The sequence below is a fragment of the Pseudomonas sp. TKO26 genome (assembly GCF_003225665.1).
GTDB lineage: Bacteria > Pseudomonadota > Gammaproteobacteria > Pseudomonadales > Pseudomonadaceae > Aquipseudomonas > Aquipseudomonas saponiphila.
The window spans coordinates 72,979-93,571 of record NZ_QKLN01000009.1; the positions used below are offsets into that span (position 1 = coordinate 72,979).

Genomic DNA, 20,593 nt, shown 5'->3' on the forward strand with positions numbered 1-20,593 from the left:
GGTGGCTCGCGCAGTTCGCCCGGGGGCGGTGGTGCCAGCTTTTGCTTGGCAATCAGCCCAGGTGCGCGGCAGGTCAGTGATGAACCCGGAGCATCCGGACGAGGCTTGTGCTTGAGAAGCGGGAGTCGAGGAAAACGCTTGAAGCGAGGACTTGATGAACTGCTACGGACATCTGCACAGGCTTGCAGATAGAGGAAGTGGAGCGGGTGAAGGGAATCGAACCCTCGTTATCAGCTTGGGAAGCTGGAGTAATGCCATTATACGACACCCGCTCGAACGGCTGACTTTGTACCAGATGTGGCCGCAGATTTGAAGTTTTTCTTTATCTGACCTGTGCTTGCGTGTCATCGCTGTTCGCCGCAGGTGGGCCATGCGCCAGGAAAAACAGGGTTTTTCAAGGACGTCTGGCCCACCTGTGACGCTGCACGGTCAGATCGCCCGTGCATGCTGAGGCTGATCATAGTGCGCGCGCGTTCGAGCGTCGTACTGACCCGGCTTGAGGAATCCCAGCAATGCCTGGCGGCTGTCGCGGCAGGCGGCCTTGTGTTCCATGTCGAGAAAATGCCCGGTGGCCTGGATGGTGCTGAAGCTCGCTTGCTGCACATGGTCGGCGAACAGCTTGGCGTCGTTGGCCGAGGTGTACTCGTCCCACTCACCGTTGAGAAACAGCACCGGCACCTGGATCTTCTTCGCCGCCCGCAAGTAGCACTGCCGGTCGCCGTTGAGCACATGGCTGATGTGGAAGTGCATCTGCCCGTACTCGTGTTCCGCCAGGCTGCTGACGTGGCGATAGTTGTAACGCTTGAACAGCGAGGGCAGGTGCTTGCCGATGGTGTCGTTGACCAGGTGGCCGACGCGATGGCGGTCGAGGTTGCCGAGGTAGTCGACACCGCGCTCCAGGTAGTCGCGCATCGGCTCGTTGATCACCGGCGAGAACGAGCTGATCACCGCCTTCTCGATGCGCCGTGGACGCTGGGCCAGAGCCTGCAAGGCTGCGGCGCCGCCCCAGGAAAACGACAGCACATGCTCGGCGGCAAAGTGCTCGATCAACTCCAGGAGGATCTGCCCCTCCACTTCCTTGGTGAGCATCCGTTCGTGTTTGTTGTGGGCTTTGGAGCGGCCCGCGTAGGGCTGGTCGTAGAGCACCACGTTGAACTGCGGGTGCAGGTTCTTCACGGTCTGCGCAAAGGACGCAGTAGTGGCCATCGAACCGTTGACCAGAATGATGGTCTTGTCTGCGGCATCTGCGCGATAGAACTCCGTGTAAACCCGATACTGACCCTGTATATCCAGCACAGCGATTTCTGGCCTCATGTCATAAGACTCCTGGCAAGCGGGTATGCGCGCATCACTGAGTGTGCACGGGCAATGTGACAGGTAGGCATACGCCTGGAATGGGAGCCCATGTCGATCCGGTAAGGCAGGTCGACGGGTGTTGTTATAGGTGGGCGATTTGCCGGGGAAATGCAGAGCAGGCAGGGCTCAGGCCGGCAAAAGGTTTCTTAGATGTCTGTTCGTGACTCGTCGGTCACATTTCGGCCGACGGAGTGATTCAAGCAGGGCAATCGGCAACCTGCAAGTCGATTGGACAAATTGTTCGACAGCTTCTGCCCAGCGGTCGTCCGGGCAGGGGGTACTTCAGATCAGGCGGATTTCGTCGGCGCTCAGGGGCCGGTATTCGCCAGGTGCCAGCCGTTCGTCCAGCAGCAGCGGCCCCATGCGTTCGCGATGCAGGCGCAGCACCTTGTTGTTGAAGTGGCCGAACATGCGTTTGACCTGGTGATAGCGCCCTTCGACGATGCTCAGTCGAGCGCTGCGCGGACCGAGGATCTGCAACTGCGCGGGCAGGGTGGTGAGGTCTTCGAAGGCAAAATACAGGCCCTCGGCGAAGGTCTGGATGTACTCGGGGCCAATCTCGTCTTCGGTTTCCACGTAGTAGAGCTTGGGCAGCTTGGTCTGCGGCTGGGTCAGGCGTCGCGACCAGTGGCCGTCGTTGGTGATCAGCATCAGCCCGGTGGTGTTGTAGTCCAGGCGTCCGGCGATGTGCAGTTCCTGCGGGTCCGGCTCGTGGATCAGCTCCAGCACGGTCCGGTGCTCGGGATCGCGGGTGGCGCTGACGCAACCCATGGGCTTGTGCAGCATGAAGTAGCGTGCCGGCTTGCCGGCCTGCAGCACGTCCTCATCCAGCTCCACCCGACTGAATTCATCGACCTCGGCCCGTGGATCGCTGACCGGCTGACCGTCGATACGCACGCGCCGCTGCACCAGCAGCAGGCGCACCTGTTGGCGGTTGAAGCGCGGCAGGTTGCTGAGGAAACGGTCGAGGCGCATGGCAGGGGATCGCTGGCAGTGGACGAGGGCGGGTTTCAGGAGCTGGGCAGGGTGCCGGCGCGCAACTGCGCCTCGACCCCGGCGCAGCGCGGGCACAGGCAGGCACGGTCGCGCAGTTGCGGCGCCAGGGCCTCGATGATGGCCGGGTCGATGCTCACGCTATAGCACCAGCAGGCTTGGTCCGCCGTGCGTGGGTCGGCCAGGGCGCAGTCGTTGCGGGCACCGCAGGCCGGGCAAAGGTCAGGTTCATTCATGGCTGGAGTGAGGCATTTCCACGCAGGTTCGATTACGTCCACTTTGCTTGGCGCGGTACATCGCATGGTCGGCACGGGACAGCAGGCTGTGCAGGGTGTCCTCCGGTTGCAGGGCGGTCAAGCCGATACTGACGGTCAGTTGCAGGGGTTGCCCTTCATAGTAGTAGCGCTGCCGCTCGGTCAGCTGGCGAATCTTCTCGGCGATCTGCAGGGCGGGCCCGCTCTCGGTGTCCTTGAGCAATACGATGAATTCCTCGCCGCCCCAGCGACAGACGATATCGGACTGGCGCAGGCAATCCTGCAGGTCCCGGGCGAAGCCGCTGAGCACCTGATCCCCGGCCAGGTGGCCGTAGGTATCGTTGAGACGCTTGAAGTGATCCAGGTCCAGCAGCAGGGCGCAGAGCGGTGTCAGATCGCGCCGCGCCTCTTGCAAGGCCTGGGCTGCCAGCAGGTCGAAACCGCGGCGGTTGGGCAGGCGGGTCAGGCTGTCGAGGGTGGCCTGGGTTTCGATCTTGCGCTGGTAGCGGCGCACCACGCTGCTGAGCAGGATCAGCACGATGCTGGTGATCACCAGGCAGATCAGCAGGTTCAGGTACAGCGACTGGCGGATGCCGCTGAGGGCGCCATCTTCGCGCTTGTCGACGAACAGGTACCAGTTCAGCTCGGGAATGAAACGCACATTGAGAAAATGCCCCTGGCCCTGGGTCGAGTATTCAAAGCTGCCACTGTGGGGCTTGGGCAGTTGGGGCATCAGTTCTTTCAAGCTCGCCAGGTCATGCAGGGACTGGCCGCTGCGGGCACCCTGGGGGCCGCCATCGGCACCGGTCAGCACGATGCGCCCGAAGGTGTCGACGAAGTACACGCTGCGCTGGTAGCGCTGCTGGTACTTGTCGATCAGCTTGATGACCGCGTCTACCGTCAGGCCGACGCCGGCGGCGCCGATGAAGCGGTCCTGATAGTCGTGGACCTTGTAGTTGATGAAGAAAGTCAGCTTGTCCTGGTTGGCCAGGTCCGGGTCGACATTGATTTCATAGGGCGCGGCCATGTCACGCACGCGAAAGTACCAGGCATCCCTGGGCTCATCGACCTTGATCTTCTTCAGCACGCCCTTGGCCTGGTAGTAGGTGAGGCTGGTGTTGGACACGAAGAACGCGGTGTAGGCGTCGTAGTGGGTCATGACCTCATTGAGGTAGCGGGTCATCTGGCTGGGGTCGCGCTCGCCGGCCACCACCCAGTCACGCATGAAGGTGTCGCGGGCCATCATCGAGGAGATGAGCACCGGCCGTACCAGGTCCTTCTGGATTTCCGAATACACAGTGTCAGAAGTCAGTGGCAGCTCGGTGTTGACGATGTTGTCGCGGATCGAATCCCGCGAGGCGTAGTAGCTGAGCAGGGAGGTGGCGAGGAAGCCACTGCCCAGCAAGGTGATCAGGACCAGCACCAGCGAACGTTGCGAATACAGGGGAGAACGAAGCGGCATGGCGATTCCGTGAGAGTGGCCCGATGACGCATTCTAGTGGCATGGCGGGCAAATGACTCGTTCATCAGCGCACTGAATTGTCTGGGTATCGATACATTGCAAACGCCTCTTGCGTCGCCTCCGGCCGACGCCTTGAGGCGCCATGGGCGGCGGCCTACCAGCGGTCGCATGACTTGTATAAATGTGTTGCCAGAATCGCACCGGAAGGCATTTTTGCGGTCAGATACTTCGTCAGTCAGCCTGTTGCTGATTGCCGCCTGCCAGCGTCGCTGGCGTGGCTTCTTCGCGGTCCAGGAGGCCGCCATGTATCGTCGACTTCTGCTTGTTGCATTACTGGGTTTGAGTCTTGGCGCGTGTGTCCCTTATTACGATGGTGGCTCCAGCTACTACAGCTCCGAGGTCTACAGCACCCCGGCACCGGCCTATTACTACGGTGGCGGCGCTTCCTATTACTCCACCGGACGCAGCTACTACGCGCCGCGCTACTACCAGCCGGCGCCGCGCTATTACTCACCGGCCCCGCGTTATTACCAGGTTCCCCGGGCGGTCTACCGGCCCTATCCCGCGCAGGGTTGGGGCGGGCACGAGCGTCATGGCAACTGGAACAATGACAACGGTGGCGACCAGGACTGGGGCGGTCACGGCGGGCGTGGCCGTGGCGACCATGGACGAGGTGGGCGCGGCCACTGATCCTGCCGGGGCCAGGAGCCCATAGCCGCCACGGGCGGCTATGGGCTTTTTAGTAATCCGTCAGGTCCGCCAGGGGATGGCGACCTTCCCAGGCCTTGTGGAAGTGCGCTTCGACCACGGCCTCGGGCACCTGATTGATATCCGCCCAATGCCAGTGCGGTTGCTGATCCTTGTCGATCAGGCGCGCACGCACGCCCTCGGCGAACTCCGGATGCCGGCAGCAGTTCAGGCTCAGGGTGTATTCCATCTGGAAGACTTCGGCCAGCGACATGAAGCGGCCCCGGCGAATCTGTTCCCACACCAGGTGCGCAGTCAGCGGGCAGCCTTCGCCAAGGGTCTTGGCTGCGCGGCTGAAGAGGCCGTCGCTGTGACCGTGCAACTGGACGATGGCCTGCCAGGCGGCGGTTACGTCACTGACATCCAGCCAAGCGTCGATCTGCTGTCGGCGCGGCAGCCATTGAGCGGCGGGCATGTGCTCCAGGGCTTCCTGTTGCAGGGCCTTGAACAGGCTGTTGAGCTGGCGCGGAGTTTGTTCCTGCCAGTTCAGTTGCAGCAGGCCCTCGATCAGGGCCTCTTGTTGCTCATCCAGCAGGAAGCGGTCGGCGAGGTTCAAGTCCAGGGCGTCGCGGCCGTTGATGTGGGCACCAGTCAGGCCAAGGAACAGCCCGAGCTTGCCGGGCATGCGTGAAAGGAACCAGCTGGCGCCAACATCGGGATACAGGCCGATGCTGATCTCCGGCATCGCCAGGCGACTGCTGGGGGTGACGATGCGGATGCCGGCCCCTTGCAGCAACCCCATGCCGCCGCCCAGTACATAGCCGTGGCCCCAGCAGATCACCGGCTTGGGGTAGGTGTGCAGGCGATAGTCGAGACGGTATTCCGCGGCGAAAAAATGCCCGGCCAAGGCCGGCACTTCGCCCGGATGATCCAGGCATGCCTGGGCCAGGCTGCGCACTTCGCCACCGGCACAGAAGGCCTTGGTGCCGTTGCCGCGCAACAGCACGCAGACCACTTGCGGGTCCTTGGCCCAGGCGTCGAGGTGTTCGCTCAGTTGCTGGATCATCGGCAGCGACAGGGCGTTCAGGGTTTTTTCCGCGTCCAGGGTGGCAATGGCGATGCGGGCGCCATCACTGCCGGTGAGTGCTTCGACTTGCAGGTTCATCGTGACCTCGAGGAGCAATACAAGCGATCAGTATGATCGCTGGTAGGGAAAGTGCCGGATCTGTGTCAGATCAATTGACAAGCGAAGTCGGCTTTCCTAGGGTGCGGCCATTGTTTTTTCACGGGCCTGGCCATGACTGCTGACGATCGTATCAAACTCGAACCGAGCTGGAAGGAGGCCCTGCGGGCCGAATTCGAGCAGCCCTACATGAGCGAACTGCGCGAGTTCCTGCGCCGGGAACATGCCGCCGGCAAGGAAATCTACCCGCCGGGACCGATGATCTTCAACGCCTTGAATTCGACGCCGCTGGACAAGGTCAAGGTGGTGATTCTCGGCCAGGATCCGTACCACGGGCCGGGCCAGGCCCACGGCCTGTGCTTCTCGGTGCAGCCCGGCGTACCGGCGCCGCCGTCGCTGGTGAACATCTATAAAGAGCTCAAGCGCGACCTGAACATCGACATTCCCAACCATGGCTACCTGCAAAGCTGGGCCGACCAGGGCGTGCTGATGCTCAACACCACCATGACCGTGGAGCGGGCCAACGCTGCGTCCCATGCGGGCAAGGGCTGGCAGTTCTTCACCGACCGGATCATCGAAGTGGTCAGCGAGCATCAGCCGCACCTGGTGTTCTTGCTGTGGGGCGCCCATGCCCAGAGCAAGCAGAAACTGATCGATGCCACCAAGCACCTGGTACTGACCTCGGTGCACCCGTCGCCGCTGTCGGCCTACCGTGGCTTCCTCGGTTGCGGGCACTTCAGCCGCACCAACAAATACCTTGAGCAGAACGGCGAGACGCCGATCGAGTGGCGCCTGCCGCCGGTTTGATCAAGCCCCTTTCGCCGGCAAGCTGGCTCCAACATCCCCTGTAGGAGCCGGCTTGCCGGCGAACAAGACTTTCAGTCCCGGTTCCAATGCCGGAACAGGGGCTCTGCAAGAAACAGCACGAACAACAACCTCATCACCTGCATCGCCGTCACCAGTGGCACCGACAGTTGCAGTACCTCTGCCGTCAGGCTCATTTCCGCAATACCGCCGGGCATCATGCCCAGGGTCAGCGAACGCAGATCGAGGCGGGTCAGCACGCTCAGGCCCAGGGCCGCGAGGCCGGCCATCAGCATGGTCAGGGCGGTGGCGATCAGGGTACGGCCCATGAACGAGGGCGCCCGACGAAAGAACTCCCGGTTGAAGTGACAGCCCAAACCACTGCCGATCAGCCACTGGCCCAACTGGCTGGCGCCGTCAGGCAGGCCGATGTGCAGGTCCCAGGCGATGCTCGCCGTCGCGCTCAGCAACAAGGGCCCGAACAGCCAGGGATTGGGCTGGCGCAGGCGTTGCCAGAGCCAGGCCAGCAGCGCTCCGGCCGGGAACAGCAGGGCCAGCCACTGCCAGTCCACGCTGCTGGCGTGCTGGGACGGGGTGCCTTCCCCCAACAGGTACTTGAACGCCGCCGGTACGCAGAGCACCACCGTCAGCACCCGCAGGCTCTGCCCGGCCGCTACCCGACTGAGCACCGCACCGTTACGGGCGCCGAGATTGACCATCTCCCCGGAGCCGCCGGGCATGCTGGAGAAGAACGCCGTGGCCCGGTCTTCCCCGGTGCGTCGCAGCAACCAGACCCCGACCACGCTGGACAGGCTGGTGACCAGGGCACCGAAGAAGATCAGGCCGAAGTGGCTCAGTACCTGCTCCATCACCTGCGGGGTGAAGTGCAGGCCAATGCCGATGCCCACCACCCATTGCCCGCCTTTGCGCCCGCCGGGGATCTCCGCCAATTGCCAGGGCGTCAGGCAGCGCACCAGGATGATCGCCAGCAACGAGCCGACCATCCACGGCAGCGGCCAGCCGACCTGGCTGGCGAGGTAACCGCCAGCCAGGCCCACCAGGGGCGTGCCCCACCATTGCCTCAAGCGGGCTTCAGACATCGGCCACGGCACGTTGCTGGGCCGCGCGCTTGCGCCAGATACGCAGCAACGGCATCAGCAGCATGATCAGGGTCAGCACCCAGACCCCGACGGTGATCGGGCTCGACCAGAGAATCTCCATGGCGCCGTTGGAGATCGACAGCGCCCGGCGCAGGTTCTGTTCCATCAGGCCGCCGAGGATGAAGCCCAGCAGTACCGGCGACAGCGGGAAGTCCAGTTTGCGCAGGATGTAGCCGAAGATGCCGATGCCGACCATCAAGAACAGGTCGAAGGTGGTGGCATGCACTGCGTAGACGCCGATCCCGGTGATGATCGCGATCACCGGCACCAGGGCCCAGTTGGGCACCGCGAGGATGCGGGTGAAGATGCGGATCATCGGGATATTGAGGATCACCAGCATGATGTTGGCGATGAACAGCGAAGCGATCAGGCCCCAGACAATATCCGGCTGCTGCTGGAACAGCAGCGGACCCGGGGTGATGTTGTACAGCGACAGCGCGCCGATCATCACCGCGGTGGTGCCGGAGCCGGGTACGCCGAGGGTCAGCATCGGCACCAGGGCACCGCAGGCCGAGGCGCCGATGGCGGTTTCCGGGGCGGCCAGGCCGCGCTTGTCGCCTTCACCGAACGTGCCGCTGGCACCGGCGATGCGTTTTTCGGTCATGTAGGCCACGGCGCTGGCCAGGGTCGCGCCGGCGCCGGGCAGCACGCCCATGATGAAGCCCAGCAGGCCACAGCGGATGTTCACCACGAACACCGAGGCCGCTTCCTTGAGGTTGAACATCATGCGTCCGGTGGCCTTCACCGCTTCCTGGCCGCGATGGGTCTTCTCCAGCAGCAACAGGATCTCGCTGATGGAGAACAGGCCCAGCACCAGCACCACGAACTGGATGCCGTCGGTGAGGTGGATGTTGTCCCCGGTGAAACGGTACACGCCGCTGTTGGCGTCGATGCCCACCGCCGACAGAAACAGCCCGATCAGCGCGGCAATGAAGGTCTTCAACGGCCGGTCGCCGGCCATACCGCCCAGGCAGACGATGGCGAACACCATCAGCACAAAATACTCCGCCGGGCCGAAGGCGATTGCCCACTTGGCCAGCAGCGGGGCGAACAGCACCATGCCGCAGGTGGCGATGAAGGCACCGATGAACGAACTCCAGGCCGAGAGTGACAAGGCCACGCCAGCCAGGCCTTTGCGGGCCATGGGGTAGCCGTCGAGGGTGGTCATCACGGTGGAGGCTTCGCCAGGGATGTTGAGCAAGATCGAGCTGATGCGCCCGCCGTATTCGCAGCCCAGGTACACCGCCGCCAACAGGATCAATGCCGACTCCGGTGGCAGGCCCAGGGCGAACGCGATGGGGATCAGCAGCGCCACGCCGTTGATCGGGCCCAGGCCCGGGAGCAGGCCGACCACGGTGCCGATCAGGGTGCCGGACAGGGCGGTGACCAGGTTGTAGGGAGTCAGCGCAACGCCGAAGCCCTGGCCCAGATAACTGAGGGTATCCATATCAATTCTCCAGAACGTCGAGCAGGCCGAGGGGCAGTGGTACGTCCATGACCCGGTCGAACAACCAGTAGAGGCCGACACTGAGCAGGCTGATGATCACCAGGCTGGGCAGCCAGCGACCGCCATAGAGCCGGGCCATCGGTACGCCGATGAGGATGCTGGCGATGATGAACCCCAGGGGTTCGAAGGTGCCGGCGAACACCAGCAGCAAGGCCACGCAGATCGTGATCTTGTTCAGGGTTGCCCGGTCCAGGGGTGGTTCGTCTTCGCTGTGCTTGATCGGCGCCGGGCGAAACAGCATGTACAGCAAGGCCAGGCCCATCAGGCCGAGCATCAGCAGAGGGAAGGCCCGCGGGCCCACGGGTTCGTAGGAAAAGGCCGCCTGATACGGCCAGGCCATCAGTGCCAGGCTGGCGCAGGCCAGCAGCAACACCGCGGCGAAGAGACGTTGAACGAGCATGGGTAACTCCCGGGCGCGGCCCTCGATGCGCGAGGGCCGGGCCGTCAGCAAGGGGCGGTCACTGGATCAGGCCGAACTCTTTGGCCAGGGTCTTGTAGTCGGCCACCTGTTTCTTCACATAGGTGTCCAACTCGGGGCCGGTCAGGGCGAAGGGGAAGAGTTCGCGCTGATCACGCAGCTTGGCGAAGTCTTCGGAGGCCAGCAGCTTGTCGAAGGCTTCCTTCCACCAGGCATACTCTGCATCGCTGACCTTAGGCCCGAGGTAGAAACCGCGCACCACCGGCCAGACGATGTCGTAGCCCTGCTCCTTGGCGGTGGGGATGTCTTTCATTTCCGGCTCGTCCAGGCGCTGTTCGGAGAACACTGCCAAGAGGCGCATGTCGCCGGCCAGGATGTGCGGCATGGAGTCGGAGATGTCGGTACTGCCTACCTGGATGTGGCCACCCAGCAGGGCGGTGGCAATTTCGCCGCCGCCTTCCAGGGCCACGTAGCGCAGGTCCCGGGGGTTGATCCCGGCGGCCTTGGCGATCAGCGCGGTCTGCATCCAGTCCTGGCTGCCCACGGTGCCGCCGGAACCTATCACCACCTTGCTTGGATCTTTCTTCAGGGCCTGGACCAGATCGTCGAGGGTCTTGTAGGGCGAATCGCTTTTCACGGCGATGGCGCCGTAGCTGGTGCCCACTGCCGCCAGCCAGCGCACTGCGCTTTCATCGAAGCGGCCGAACTTGCCCTGGGCCAGGTTCAGCAGCGAGCCGCTGGACCAGGCCACCAGGGTTCCGGCGTCGGCGGGGCGCTGGGCTACCACGGCGTTGTACGCCACGGCGCCGACCCCGCCAGGCATGTAGGTCACGCGCATCGGCTTGGTCAGAATCTTCTCGTTGACCAGGGCACTTTGCGCCAGCTTGCAGGTCAGGTCGAAGCCGCCGCCGGGGGAGGCCGGGGCGATGCATTCCGGGCGCTTGGGTTCGGCGGACGCGGCCAGCAACTGGCCGGCGAACAGCATGCAGCCGGCGGTGAGGGCGAGGTTGCGCAATGAAAAGTCCATGATTGTCTCCACAGGAGTTGTTGTTATCGGTCTGTCCGGGTCATCCACGACCCTTTTTTCCGTAGGAGCCGGCTTGCCGGCGAAAGAGCCTTGAGCCCTGTGCAGGGCTTGCGGGCCTGTTCGCTGGCAAGCCAGCTCCTACGCAATGGTGAAACAGCGAGGCTTGCTCGCGGGCTTACCACAGGGCTACGGCGTAACTCACCAGCAGGCGCACTTCATCCGCGTCGCGAGCCGAATAGTTGGAGCGGTAGGTGGCGTTGCGCAGGCGCACGGCGACGTTCTTGAAGGTGCCGCTTTGCACCACGTACTTGATCTCGGTGTTGCGCTCCCACTCCTTGCCGGTGTCGCCGTTTTTCAGGGCGATGTTGTCGCCGCTGATGTAGCGGGTCATGAAGCTCAGGCCGGGCACCCCAAGCTTGGCGAAGTCGTAGTCGTAGCGGGCCTGCCAGGAGCGTTCCTCGGCACCGGCAAAATCGTTGATCTGTACGAAGTTCACCAGGTACGGGTCGCTGCCATCGACATAGGGAAAGGCGCTGTCGCCGGACATGTGCTGGTAGCCGGCGCTGAATTTGTGGCCGCTCAGGGCGTAGCTCAACAGGCCGTTGAGGGAGCGGTTGTCGATCTTGCCGCCTCGGGCCTGGCCCTGGTCATCGCTGATGGCCAGGCGCAGGTCGCTGGCGAAGGTACCAGGCCCCAGGGGGCGGGACGCCAGCAGGCCGAGGAAGTGCTGGTTGTAGACGTCGTCCAGTTGGGCGAAGTGGTAGCTGCCGGTGATCTTGTCGGTGAACTTGTAGTCCAGGCCGCCGAAGTTGAAGTGCTTGCCGGCCACGGTGCCGGCGAAGCGGCTGTTCTTGTTGTTGAGGCGGATGTCTTCGTAGTTGCTGTCGTCGCGGTCCTTGGCCTTGTCCAGGCGGCCGCCGGTGAAGGTCAGGTTCTTGATCTCCTTGGAGGTCAGCAAGCCGCCTTCGAAGGTCTGCGGCAGGATGCGCCCGTCGTTGGGCTTGAGGATCGGCAACTCGGGAATCAGGCTGCCGATTTTCAGTTCGCTGGCGGAGATCTTCACTTTGCCGGTCAGGCCGAGCTTGGAGTACTCATTGGCGGCGCGCCCGTCATCGTGGGTCGGCAGCAGGCCGGTGCCGGTGCGGTCGGGGCTGGAATCGAGCTTGACCCCGAGCATGCCCAGGGCGTCCAGGCCGAAGCCGACGGTGCCTTCGGTATAGCCCGACTGCAGGTTGAGCATGAACCCCTGGGCCCATTCGTCGCGCTTGGACTGCTGGGCGCTGGTGCCCTCGCGGAAGTCGCGGTTGAAGTACATGTTGCGGGTTTCGAAGGTGGCGCTGCTGTCTTCGAGAAAGGCGGCCTGGCTCAAGGGGGCGACACCGGCGAGGGCCGCGGCGCTGGCCAGGGCGGTCGGGGTCAGACGGGGAAAAAATACAGGTGTGGCGGCGTGAGGGCGCGTGGACGGCATCCAGGGGTACTCCGTTATTGTTCTTATTGTCGACGAAAACGCTTCGAGGCGTTTTGCGGGTCAGCGGTCGTTTAGACCAGGGCAGTCGAGACTGTCCGTAGCGGGACTCTAAAGGGCCAACCTTTCGCTAACCTTTCAGTGCATTTTCCCGGTTTTCGGGCTTCACAGCGGCGGATGCGGCGGTACACTCCGCGCCAAAGAGCGGCGTCGATCCCCCTGAAACGAGGTAATCATCCATGCGAGTCCTGCTCGTCGAAGACCATCTGCAACTGGCCGAAAGTGTCGCCCAGGCGCTCAAGAGCACCGGCCTGACCGTGGATGTGCTGCACGATGGCGTGGCCGCCGACCTGGCCCTGGGCAGCGAGGAGTACGCCGTGGCGATCCTCGATGTCGGCCTGCCGCGCATGGACGGTTTCGAGGTGCTCGCACGCTTGCGGGCCCGGGGCAAGAACCTGCCGGTGCTGATGCTCACCGCCCGCAGCGACGTCAAGGACCGGGTCCATGGCCTGAACCTGGGCGCCGACGATTACCTGGCCAAGCCGTTCGAGTTGACCGAGCTGGAAGCCCGGGTCAAGGCCCTGTTGCGCCGCAGCGTGCTGGGCGGCGAACGCCAGCAGCGCTGCGGGGTGCTGGCCTATGACCTGGACACCCGACGCTTCACTCTGGGCGAGGAACTGCTGACCCTGACGTCTCGCGAGCAGGCGGTGCTGGAGGCGTTGATTGCCCGTCCTGGCCGGGTGATGAGCAAGGAGCAGCTGGCATCCCAGGTGTTCGGCCTGGATGAGGAGGCCAGCCCCGATGCCATCGAGATCTATGTGCATCGCCTGCGCAAGAAGCTCGATGGCCACACGGTCGCCATCGTCACTTTCCGTGGCCTCGGCTACCTGCTGGAAAGCCGCGATGCATAAGCCCAGCAGCCTGCGCTGGCGGTTGCTGTGGAACCTGGCGCTGCTGCTGGTGGTGCTGATGCTGGCCAGCGGCTTGAGCGCCTACTGGAACGGCCGCGAGGCCGCCGACACCGCCTACGACCGGACCCTGCTGGCCTCGGCACGGACCATCGCCGCCGGCCTGTCCCAGCGCGACGGCAGCCTGAGCGCCAATGTGCCCTATGTGGCCCTGGACACCTTCGCCTACGACAGCGCCGGGCGCATCTACTACCAGGTCAACGACATTCACCAGCAACTGATTTCCGGCTACGAAAACCTCCCCGGTCCGCCGCCGGGCACTCCGCGTACCGATGACTACCCGGCCCTGGCGCGCTTCTATGACGCCACTTACCTGGGACAGAACGTGCGGGTGGTGAGCCTGCTCAAGGCAGTCAGCGAGCCGAACATGAACGGCATGGCGGAAATCCGCGTGGCCGAGACCGACGAGGCGCGGGTCGCCATGGCCCGCAGCCTGATGGCCGATACCTTGCTGCGCCTGGGCATGCTGGCCATCGGTGCGTTGCTGCTGGTGTGGTTTGCGGTGAGTGCCGCGTTGCGGCCGCTGGAGCGTTTGCGCGGTGCGGTGGAAGAGCGCCAGCCCGATGACTTGCGGCCACTGCCGCTGGTGTCGGTGCAGCGCGAGTTGTGGCCCCTGGTGCGGGCCTTGAATCATTTCACCGAACGTCTGCGCGGGCAGTTCGAGCGCCAGGCGCAGTTCATCGCCGAGGCCGCCCATGAGTTGCGCACGCCCTTGGCCGCGCTCAAGGCCCGCCTGGAGCTGGGCTTGCGCTCGGACGAACCGCAGACCTGGCGTTCGACCCTGGAAGGCGCGGCCCAGGGCACTGATCGCCTGACTCATCTGGCCAATCAGCTGCTGTCCCTGGCGCGGGTGGAAAATGGCGCCCGGGCGATTGCCGAAGGCGGTGCGCAGTTGCTCGATCTGAGCCAGCTGGCTCGGGAACTGGGCATGGCCATGGCGCCCCTGGCCCATGCCCGGGGTGTGGCCCTGGCGCTGGAGGCCGACGAGCCGGTGTGGCTCAAGGGCGAGCCGACCTTGCTCAACGAGTTGCTGAGCAACCTGCTGGACAACGCCCTGGCCCACACGCCGCCGGGCGGCAATGTGGTGCTGCGGGTCTTTGCCCCGGGGGTGCTGGAGGTGGAGGACGATGGGCCGGGGATTCCCCTGGAGGATCGGGACCGGGTCTTCGAGCGTTTCTATCGGCGCAATCAGCAGGTGGCCGGTTCGGGATTGGGCTTGGCGATCGTGGGGGAGATCTGTCGCGCCCATCTGGCCCAGATCAGCCTGCATGACGGCGAGCCTTCGGGGCTGAAGGTGCGGGTGAGTTTTATCGCCGGATGAGCATCAGTAGAGCATTGAGCGGGATGCTTGCAGATCGTTGCACATGGCCTGGTTTTCCGGGTCGATCCCCAGCCTCTTGAAGGCCGGCACGCTGAAGGCGTCGATCCGCGAGAGGGGGTGATCAGTGTCCTTGTGGCAGTACAGGGTCGCCACCTGCACCAGATCGACGTAGTCGATCCCGGCGCCCTGGCGGTCGAAGTGCAGGTACTGCCCGGGGATTGCCACCAGTTGTTCGGGGAACTCCCAGACCTGCAGCAGCTTGTCTCCCAGCAAGGGGTGGATACGCTCGATCACGTGGTTGAGGCTGACCGGATCGGACAGCAGTTCGTAATGGTCTTCGGCGTAGGTCAGGATCGGCAGTACGCCGATCTGGTGCACCAGGCCGCCCAGGGCCGCCTGGTCGGGCTTGAGCTGGGTGTAGCTGCGACACAGGGCATAGCTGACACCGGCCACTTCCAGGCTACGACGCCAGACGTCGTGCATCTTTTGCGCCACCACTTCGGAGCGGGCGTTGAAGATCTGCTCCATCACCAGGCCTATGGCCAGGTTGCTGCTGTAGTTGACTCCCAGGCGGGTGATCGCGGTGTGCAGGTCGGTGACTTCCTGGGTCGCCCGCAGCAGGGGACTGTTGACCACCTTGATCAGCCGTGCCGACAACGCGGTGTCGCGGCTTATCACTTTACTCAGGGTGCTGACGCTGATTTCCGGGTCTTCGGCGGCCTGGCGAATCTGCATGGCCACCTCCGGTAGGGTTGGCAGGACCAGGTCATCGTTGTCGATGGCCTCCACCAAATCCCGTTGGACCTTTTGCGCCAGCTCAGTCATTTCAGTTCTCTAGGGTGTTGCAGGAAAGGAGGAGCGATCAACGCTGGATTTCGCGATCGCGGTCCAGCTGATAAGGCAGATCCAGCAAGTGCAGGCTGGGCCCTTCAAGTGCCCCCAGGTGCAGGTTGCCGTCTTCCACCGCCTCGGCCTGCAATACGGCCAGCAGTTCCACCTGATCGGTTGCCCGGGCGGCCAGTACCACTTCACCGATGGCGCTGCCGTGGGTAGGGGAGAACAGCGGGGTACCCGGGACGGGAAGCTCGCCTGCGGGCAAGGCAAGGCGGTACAGGCGGCGCTTGAGCTTGCCCAGGTACTGCATGCGGGCGACGATTTCCTGGCCGGTGTAGCAGCCCTTCTTGAAGCTGACGCCACCCACGGCTTGCAGGTTGAGCATCTGTGGAATGAACAGCTCGCGGGTCTGCGCCATGACCTGGCCGAGGCCGGCGCGGATCTGGCCCAGCAGCCACTGGTTGAGCTCGCCCTCGGGCAGTTGCGCGGCCAATTGCCGGGCCAGGTGCTCGGCCTGTTCGGCCGGGGCCCAGAGTTCGGCGCGGTCGCTGGACACGCGTATGGCTATCAGGTCGTCGGACCGGACCACGGCGCCGTCTTCCTGGGGCAGTTCGAGGCCCAGGCCGCTGAGGGTGGCGTCGCCGCCTGCAAGGCCGAAACGCACCCAGTTGGCGCTTTCGTCGCTGAGCTTGGCCTTGGAGAACACGGCGTACTTCTTCAGGTCGGCCAGTTGCGGCTCGAGCAGTTCACTGGCCATGGCCAGCAAGCAACCGTCACCTTGCACAAGGATGCGGAAACTCGACTGCATGCGACCTTTCTGGTTGCAGCGCGCGCCGAGGCTGGATTGGCTGTCGCTGAGGTAATTGAGGTTGCAGGTCAACTGACCCTGAAGGAATTTGCTGGCATCAGGGCCGCGGACGGCGAGGACGCCTTCGTGGGACAGGGGGCAGAAAAAAGCGGAGTCAGCCATGGTTCATCGCAGGGTAAAAAGTCTGGGGCACATCATAAGGGGGCGCCCCTGAAATGGATAGTTCACAAAGGATAGCCGGTGACCGACCAAAGCCGACTGTTCTCGTGTTCCCCGGGCTGTATACTTGCGCTCTATTTGAGGAGCGCTCCATGGTTGAAGATGTTGAACTGAATCGCCTCTACTGGCACAGCCGTCGCGGCATGCTTGAGCTGGACGTGTTGCTGGTGCCGTTCGTCAGGGAGGTGTACCCGCATCTCGATGAGACTGATCGCGAGTGCTATCGCAAGCTGCTGGAGTGCGAGGATCAGGACATGTTCGGCTGGTTCATGGAGCGCAGCGAGTCCGAGGACCCTGAGCTGCAGCGCATGGTTCGCATGATTCTGGACCGTGTCCAACCCAAGTAGCGTGTTCGAGTGCCGCTGGCGTGCTTCAAGGCAACTGCTGGCGGCCTACCTGATGGCCCAGGCACTCGCCGTGGCGGCCATTTTTCTTTTGCAGTGCGCGCCTGTCGCCAAGTTCCTGGGGCTGTTGCTGTGCCTGTTGCATGCCGGTTGGGTGCTGCCTCGACAGATTCTCCTGACTCATCCCAGGGCGTTCACAGGCTTGCGGCATTCGGCACAGGGCTGGCAGTTGTGGAGCACGGCCAGGGGCTGGCAGGCTGTGCAGTTGCGCCCTGACAGCCTGGCGTTGCCGCTGATCGTGGTGCTGCGTTTTCGTGTGCACGGCGAACCGTGGGTGCGTGCTCTGTGTGTCCCGCGGGATGCGCAGGCGGCCGACGTGCATCGGCGCCTGCGGGTGCGGCTCAAGTTCGGCCGGCGTAGGTGGGCGGCTGCAGAATAGTGTCCCGGGCCTCGGGCAACTGCTGCGGGTAGTCGAGTGTGTAGTGCAGGCCGCGGCTTTCCTTGCGTTCCATGGCCGAGAGGATCATCAGCTCGGCGACCTGGGCCAGGTTGCGCAACTCGATCAGGTCGCGACTGACCTTGTAGTTGCTGTAGAACTCGTCGATCTCATCCAGCAGCAGGCGCACCCGATGCTGAGCCCGTTGCAGGCGCTTGTTGGTGCGCACGATACCCACGTAGTCCCACATGAATCGCCGCAGTTCATCCCAGTTGTGCGCAATGATCACGTCTTCGTCGGAGTCGGTGACCTGGCTGGCGTCCCAGGCGGGCAGGGCGGCGGGAATCGAGACCTGGGGCAGTTGCTCAAGGATGTCGGCGGCTGCCGATCGGGCATAGACGAAGCACTCCAGCAACGAGTTGCTGGCCATGCGGTTGGCCCCGTGCAGCCCGGTGAAGCTGGTTTCGCCGATGGCGTACAGGCCGGGCACGTCGGTGCGGCCCTGCTGGTCGACCATTACCCCGCCACAGGTGTAGTGGGCCGCTGGCACCACCGGGATCGGCTGCCTAGTGATGTCGATGGAAAACTCCAGGCAGCGTTCATACACCGTCGGGAAATGGCTTTTGATGAACTCGGCCGGCTTGTGGCTGATGTCCAGGTAGACGCAGTCAATCCCCAGGCGCTTCATTTCGTGGTCGATGGCCCGGGCGACGATATCTCGCGGAGCCAGTTCGGCCCGAGGATCGAAGCGCGGCATGAAGCGTTCGCCATTGGGCAGCTTGAGGTGGGCGCCTTCGCCGCGCAGGGCTTCGGTGATCAGGAAACTCTTGGCCAGCGGGTGATACAGGCAGGTGGGGTGGAACTGGTTGAATTCCAGGTTGGCTACCCGGCAGCCCGAGCGCCAGGCCATGGCGATGCCGTCACCACAGGCGCTGTCGGGGTTGCTGGTATAGAGGTAGACCTTGGCCGCACCGCCGGAGGCGAGAATCACGAAGCGTGCGCCGAAGGTGTCGACTTCGCCGGTGCTGCGATTGAGCACATAGGCCCCCAGGCAGCGATCGCCTTCCAGGCCCAGGCGCTTTTCGGTGATCAGGTCGACGGCGACCCTTTGCTCCAGCAGCTCGATGTTGGGGTGTTGTCGGGCCTGGGCCAGTAAGGTCTTGAAGATCGCCGCGCCGGTGGCGTCTGCGGCATGGATGATCCGCCGGTGGCTATGGCCGCCTTCGCGGGTCAGGTGGAACTCGAAGCCGCTTTCATCGCTGCCGGCGTCTTCGTCGCGGGTGAAGGGGACGCCTTGGTCGATCAGCCATTGGATGGCTTCGCGACTGTGCTCGACGGTAAAGCGCACCGCATCTTCATGGCACAAGCCGCCGCCGGCATTGAGGGTGTCATCGACGTGGGACTCGACGGTGTCGGTATCGTCCAGCACGGCTGCTACACCGCCCTGGGCCCAGTAGGTCGAGCCGTTGGCCAGGTCGCCCTTGCTCAGGACGGCAATACGCAGGTGGCTGGGCAGGGTAAGGGCCAGGCTCAAGCCGGCGGCGCCGCTGCCAATCACCAGAACATCGTGTTGAAACTGTTGGCTCATTTAAAGGATTCCGCTCAAAGCGACCCAATACGGGGTTGGCGCAAGACGCCTGAATCGGCGAGTCAAGGCAGCCACACAGCCCACTAGTATATAGAGGGGTGGATCGGCACAATAGTCGCGCCTTCATGGCGTTGTGCGACCTCGCTGAGCAAAAGCGTTGCTCTCGACCAGCCTCTACTCGCGGCGTTCCAGCTTCCGTGCGGGCTGATCGAAGAAGTAGGGCGGTTTTTCTCTTCACCGTTACACAATCTTCGTTTGGCACAGCTATAAAGATTGGGAACTTTTGCCAAGGCCCCAAACTCAATAGAAGGTTGCCTGAAAGAAGGGACAGCGTCGGTTCTGGCCAGGGTTTGCAGTCTGTTCCTTGTGACAGAAATCGACGACAGGATTATTCGCGCAGCCGGCCTCGCCCGCGCTGCGTTTTTCGTGCGTGCCGGATCAGAGCCCGCAGGAAACTTGCTTGGAGGGGGAGAACTTTTGCGAAAAGCCCGAGTCTATGTTTGCAAGCCTGATCGATTAGTGATGCAAGCCTCCTCCGAGCTTACCGAGGAGTGTTCATGCTAACCCAGGAAGAGGATCAGCAGCTGGTCGAGCGCGTTCAGCGTGGCGACAAGCGAGCGTTCGATCTGCTCGTGCTGAAGTACCAGCACAAAATTCTCGGGTTGATCGTGCGTTTCGTGCACGACACCCATGAAGCCCAGGATGTCGCACAAGAAGCCTTTATCAAGGCTTACCGTGCACTAGGTAATTTTCGGGGGGACAGTGCGTTTTATACGTGGCTGTACCGTATCGCCATCAACACGGCGAAAAACTATCTGGTTTCACGCGGCCGCCGGCCGCCGGATAGCGATGTCAGTTCCGAGGATGCGGAGTTCTATGACGGCGATCATGGCCTGAAGGATCTCGAATCGCCGGAACGTGCATTGCTGCGGGATGAGATCGAAGGCACCGTCCATCGAACCATTCAGCAACTACCTGAAGATTTGCGTACAGCCTTAACTTTGCGTGAATTCGATGGTCTGAGTTACGAGGACATTGCCAGCGTCATGCAGTGTCCGGTGGGTACCGTGCGCTCCCGGATTTTCCGCGCTCGGGAAGCCATCGATAAAGCCCTGCAGCCGTTGTTGCAGGAAACCTGAGACAGCGGCGACAGCCAAGAGAGGAACCGCCATGAGTCGTGAAGCCCTGCAGGAATCGCTGTCCGCGGTGATGGATAACGAAGCGGACGAACTGGAATTGCGTCGGGTATTGAATGCCGTCGACGAAGTGGAAACCCGTGAAACCTGGGCTCGTTATCAAATCGCCCGGGCAGCCATGCACAAGGAGTTGCTGCTTCCACGTCTGGACATTGCCGCTGCCGTTTCTGCAGCCCTGGCCGATGAAGCTGTACCGGCCAAAGCGTCTCGTGGGCCTTGGCGCAGCCTGGGTCGTCTGGCAGTTGCTGCGTCCGTGACCGTAGCGGTACTTGCTGGCGTACGTCTGTACAACCACGACGAGATCGCTGGTGTTGAGCTCGCTCAGCAAGCGGGTCAGCCAACCCTGGCTGCTCCACAAGTCAAAGGCCCTGCCGTATTGGCCGGCTACAATGAAAGCTCGGAAGCCACCGGCCCCATGGCCAATGGCGTATTGCAAGGGCAGCCCGGCTGGCACGACCAGCGTCTGCCAAGCTACCTGCGTCAGCATGCCCAGCAAGCTGCACTCAAAGGCACTGAAAGCGCGTTGCCTTATGCCCGTGCGGCGAGCCTGGAAAACCGCTAAG

Annotated in this window: 21 protein-coding genes and 1 tRNA gene; 8 read left to right on the forward strand and 14 right to left on the reverse strand. The window is 63.3% G+C overall.

What is annotated here, in order from left to right:
* Positions 1 to 198 precede the first annotated feature (198 nt).
* The 5 genes from DNK59_RS15215 to DNK59_RS15235 all read right to left on the reverse strand — a co-directional run bounded on the left by DNK59_RS15215 (position 199) and on the right by DNK59_RS15235 (position 4,065).
* A tRNA-Gly gene (locus DNK59_RS15215) sits at positions 199 to 272 on the reverse strand.
* Positions 273 to 429: 157 nt separating this feature from the next.
* On the reverse strand, positions 430 to 1,314 hold the full coding sequence (locus tag DNK59_RS15220) for an alpha/beta fold hydrolase (protein WP_092320325.1): 885 nt from the start codon (positions 1,312 to 1,314) through the stop codon (positions 430 to 432).
* 324 nt (positions 1,315 to 1,638) lie between these two features.
* Positions 1,639 to 2,331, reverse strand: coding sequence for a pseudouridine synthase (locus tag DNK59_RS15225; protein ID WP_092320326.1), 693 nt, complete (start codon positions 2,329 to 2,331; stop codon positions 1,639 to 1,641).
* Between the two features lie 35 nt (positions 2,332 to 2,366).
* On the reverse strand, positions 2,367 to 2,585 hold the full coding sequence (locus tag DNK59_RS15230; protein WP_110723723.1) for a cysteine-rich CWC family protein: 219 nt from the start codon (positions 2,583 to 2,585) through the stop codon (positions 2,367 to 2,369).
* On the reverse strand, positions 2,578 to 4,065 hold the full coding sequence (locus DNK59_RS15235) for a sensor domain-containing diguanylate cyclase (protein ID WP_110723724.1): 1,488 nt from the start codon (positions 4,063 to 4,065) through the stop codon (positions 2,578 to 2,580). Before DNK59_RS15235 ends, DNK59_RS15230 begins: the two co-directional genes overlap by 8 nt.
* 303 nt (positions 4,066 to 4,368) lie before the next feature.
* On the opposite strand from DNK59_RS15235, the gene DNK59_RS15240 reads away from it, so the two are divergent.
* Complete coding sequence (locus DNK59_RS15240) at positions 4,369 to 4,755, forward strand: hypothetical protein (protein ID WP_110723809.1); 387 nt, start codon at positions 4,369 to 4,371, stop codon at positions 4,753 to 4,755.
* 49 nt (positions 4,756 to 4,804) lie between these two features.
* Here the strand turns inward: DNK59_RS15240 and DNK59_RS15245 are convergent, their stop codons facing one another.
* Positions 4,805 to 5,917: an enoyl-CoA hydratase/isomerase family protein gene (locus DNK59_RS15245; RefSeq protein ID WP_110723725.1), complete on the reverse strand. Its 1,113-nt coding sequence runs from the start codon at positions 5,915 to 5,917 to the stop codon at positions 4,805 to 4,807.
* A gap of 132 nt (positions 5,918 to 6,049) precedes the next feature.
* Here DNK59_RS15245 and ung point away from each other — a divergent pair, with 132 nt between their 5' ends.
* Positions 6,050 to 6,742: a uracil-DNA glycosylase gene (ung, locus tag DNK59_RS15250; RefSeq protein WP_092320330.1), complete on the forward strand. Its 693-nt coding sequence runs from the start codon at positions 6,050 to 6,052 to the stop codon at positions 6,740 to 6,742.
* 71 nt (positions 6,743 to 6,813) lie between these two features.
* On the opposite strand, the gene DNK59_RS15255 is transcribed toward ung, so the two are convergent.
* From DNK59_RS15255 to DNK59_RS15275, 5 genes are all read right to left on the reverse strand, one after another.
* Entirely contained in the window at positions 6,814 to 7,839 is a 1,026-nt protein-coding gene (locus DNK59_RS15255) for an AbrB family transcriptional regulator (RefSeq protein WP_110723726.1), read from the reverse strand.
* Positions 7,832 to 9,346, reverse strand: a complete 1,515-nt coding sequence (locus DNK59_RS15260; RefSeq protein ID WP_092320332.1) for a tripartite tricarboxylate transporter permease — start codon at positions 9,344 to 9,346, stop codon at positions 7,832 to 7,834. Before DNK59_RS15260 ends, DNK59_RS15255 begins: the two co-directional genes overlap by 8 nt.
* Before the next feature lies 1 nt (position 9,347).
* A complete protein-coding gene (locus DNK59_RS15265; RefSeq protein WP_110723727.1) occupies positions 9,348 to 9,806 on the reverse strand; it encodes a tripartite tricarboxylate transporter TctB family protein in 459 nt (152 codons plus the stop codon).
* Positions 9,807 to 9,864: 58 nt separating this feature from the next.
* The gene (locus DNK59_RS15270) at positions 9,865 to 10,851 is read right to left on the reverse strand and encodes a tripartite tricarboxylate transporter substrate binding protein (RefSeq protein WP_110723728.1); all 987 of its coding nucleotides are present in this window, start codon (positions 10,849 to 10,851) and stop codon (positions 9,865 to 9,867) included.
* A 175-nt stretch (positions 10,852 to 11,026) separates the two neighbouring features.
* Complete coding sequence (locus DNK59_RS15275; protein ID WP_110723729.1) at positions 11,027 to 12,319, reverse strand: OprD family porin; 1,293 nt, start codon at positions 12,317 to 12,319, stop codon at positions 11,027 to 11,029.
* Positions 12,320 to 12,555: 236 nt separating this feature from the next.
* Here DNK59_RS15275 and DNK59_RS15280 point away from each other — a divergent pair, with 236 nt between their 5' ends.
* On the forward strand, positions 12,556 to 13,227 hold the full coding sequence (locus tag DNK59_RS15280; RefSeq protein WP_092320336.1) for a response regulator: 672 nt from the start codon (positions 12,556 to 12,558) through the stop codon (positions 13,225 to 13,227).
* Positions 13,220 to 14,605 (forward strand): sensor histidine kinase, encoded by a 1,386-nt coding sequence (locus DNK59_RS15285; RefSeq protein WP_092320337.1) that lies wholly within the window; start codon positions 13,220 to 13,222, stop codon positions 14,603 to 14,605. Before DNK59_RS15280 ends, DNK59_RS15285 begins: the two co-directional genes overlap by 8 nt.
* A 3-nt stretch (positions 14,606 to 14,608) precedes the next feature.
* Here DNK59_RS15285 and DNK59_RS15290 read toward each other — a convergent pair whose 3' ends face one another.
* A complete protein-coding gene (locus DNK59_RS15290) occupies positions 14,609 to 15,430 on the reverse strand; it encodes an HDOD domain-containing protein (RefSeq protein ID WP_092320338.1) in 822 nt (273 codons plus the stop codon).
* A 37-nt stretch (positions 15,431 to 15,467) separates the two neighbouring features.
* The gene (locus tag DNK59_RS15295) at positions 15,468 to 16,409 is read right to left on the reverse strand and encodes a folate-binding protein YgfZ (protein ID WP_110723730.1); all 942 of its coding nucleotides are present in this window, start codon (positions 16,407 to 16,409) and stop codon (positions 15,468 to 15,470) included.
* A 149-nt stretch (positions 16,410 to 16,558) separates the two neighbouring features.
* Here DNK59_RS15295 and DNK59_RS15300 point away from each other — a divergent pair, with 149 nt between their 5' ends.
* Positions 16,559 to 16,813 (forward strand): succinate dehydrogenase assembly factor 2, encoded by a 255-nt coding sequence (locus DNK59_RS15300; protein ID WP_016963899.1) that lies wholly within the window; start codon positions 16,559 to 16,561, stop codon positions 16,811 to 16,813.
* The gene (locus DNK59_RS15305; protein WP_110723731.1) at positions 16,797 to 17,249 is read left to right on the forward strand and encodes a protein YgfX; all 453 of its coding nucleotides are present in this window, start codon (positions 16,797 to 16,799) and stop codon (positions 17,247 to 17,249) included. The genes DNK59_RS15300 and DNK59_RS15305 overlap by 17 nt, the downstream gene beginning before the upstream one ends.
* On the opposite strand, the gene nadB is transcribed toward DNK59_RS15305, so the two are convergent.
* Positions 17,212 to 18,834, reverse strand: a complete 1,623-nt coding sequence (nadB, locus tag DNK59_RS15310) for an L-aspartate oxidase (protein ID WP_110723732.1) — start codon at positions 18,832 to 18,834, stop codon at positions 17,212 to 17,214. The two genes, DNK59_RS15305 and nadB, sit on opposite strands and share 38 nt — an antisense overlap.
* Before the next feature lie 557 nt (positions 18,835 to 19,391).
* Here nadB and rpoE point away from each other — a divergent pair.
* Both rpoE and DNK59_RS15320 read left to right on the forward strand, forming a co-directional pair.
* Positions 19,392 to 19,973: an RNA polymerase sigma factor RpoE gene (gene rpoE / locus DNK59_RS15315; protein WP_007930230.1), complete on the forward strand. Its 582-nt coding sequence runs from the start codon at positions 19,392 to 19,394 to the stop codon at positions 19,971 to 19,973.
* A 31-nt stretch (positions 19,974 to 20,004) separates the two neighbouring features.
* Complete coding sequence (locus tag DNK59_RS15320) at positions 20,005 to 20,592, forward strand: sigma-E factor negative regulatory protein (RefSeq protein WP_016963902.1); 588 nt, start codon at positions 20,005 to 20,007, stop codon at positions 20,590 to 20,592.
* Position 20,593: the final 1 nt, after the last annotated feature.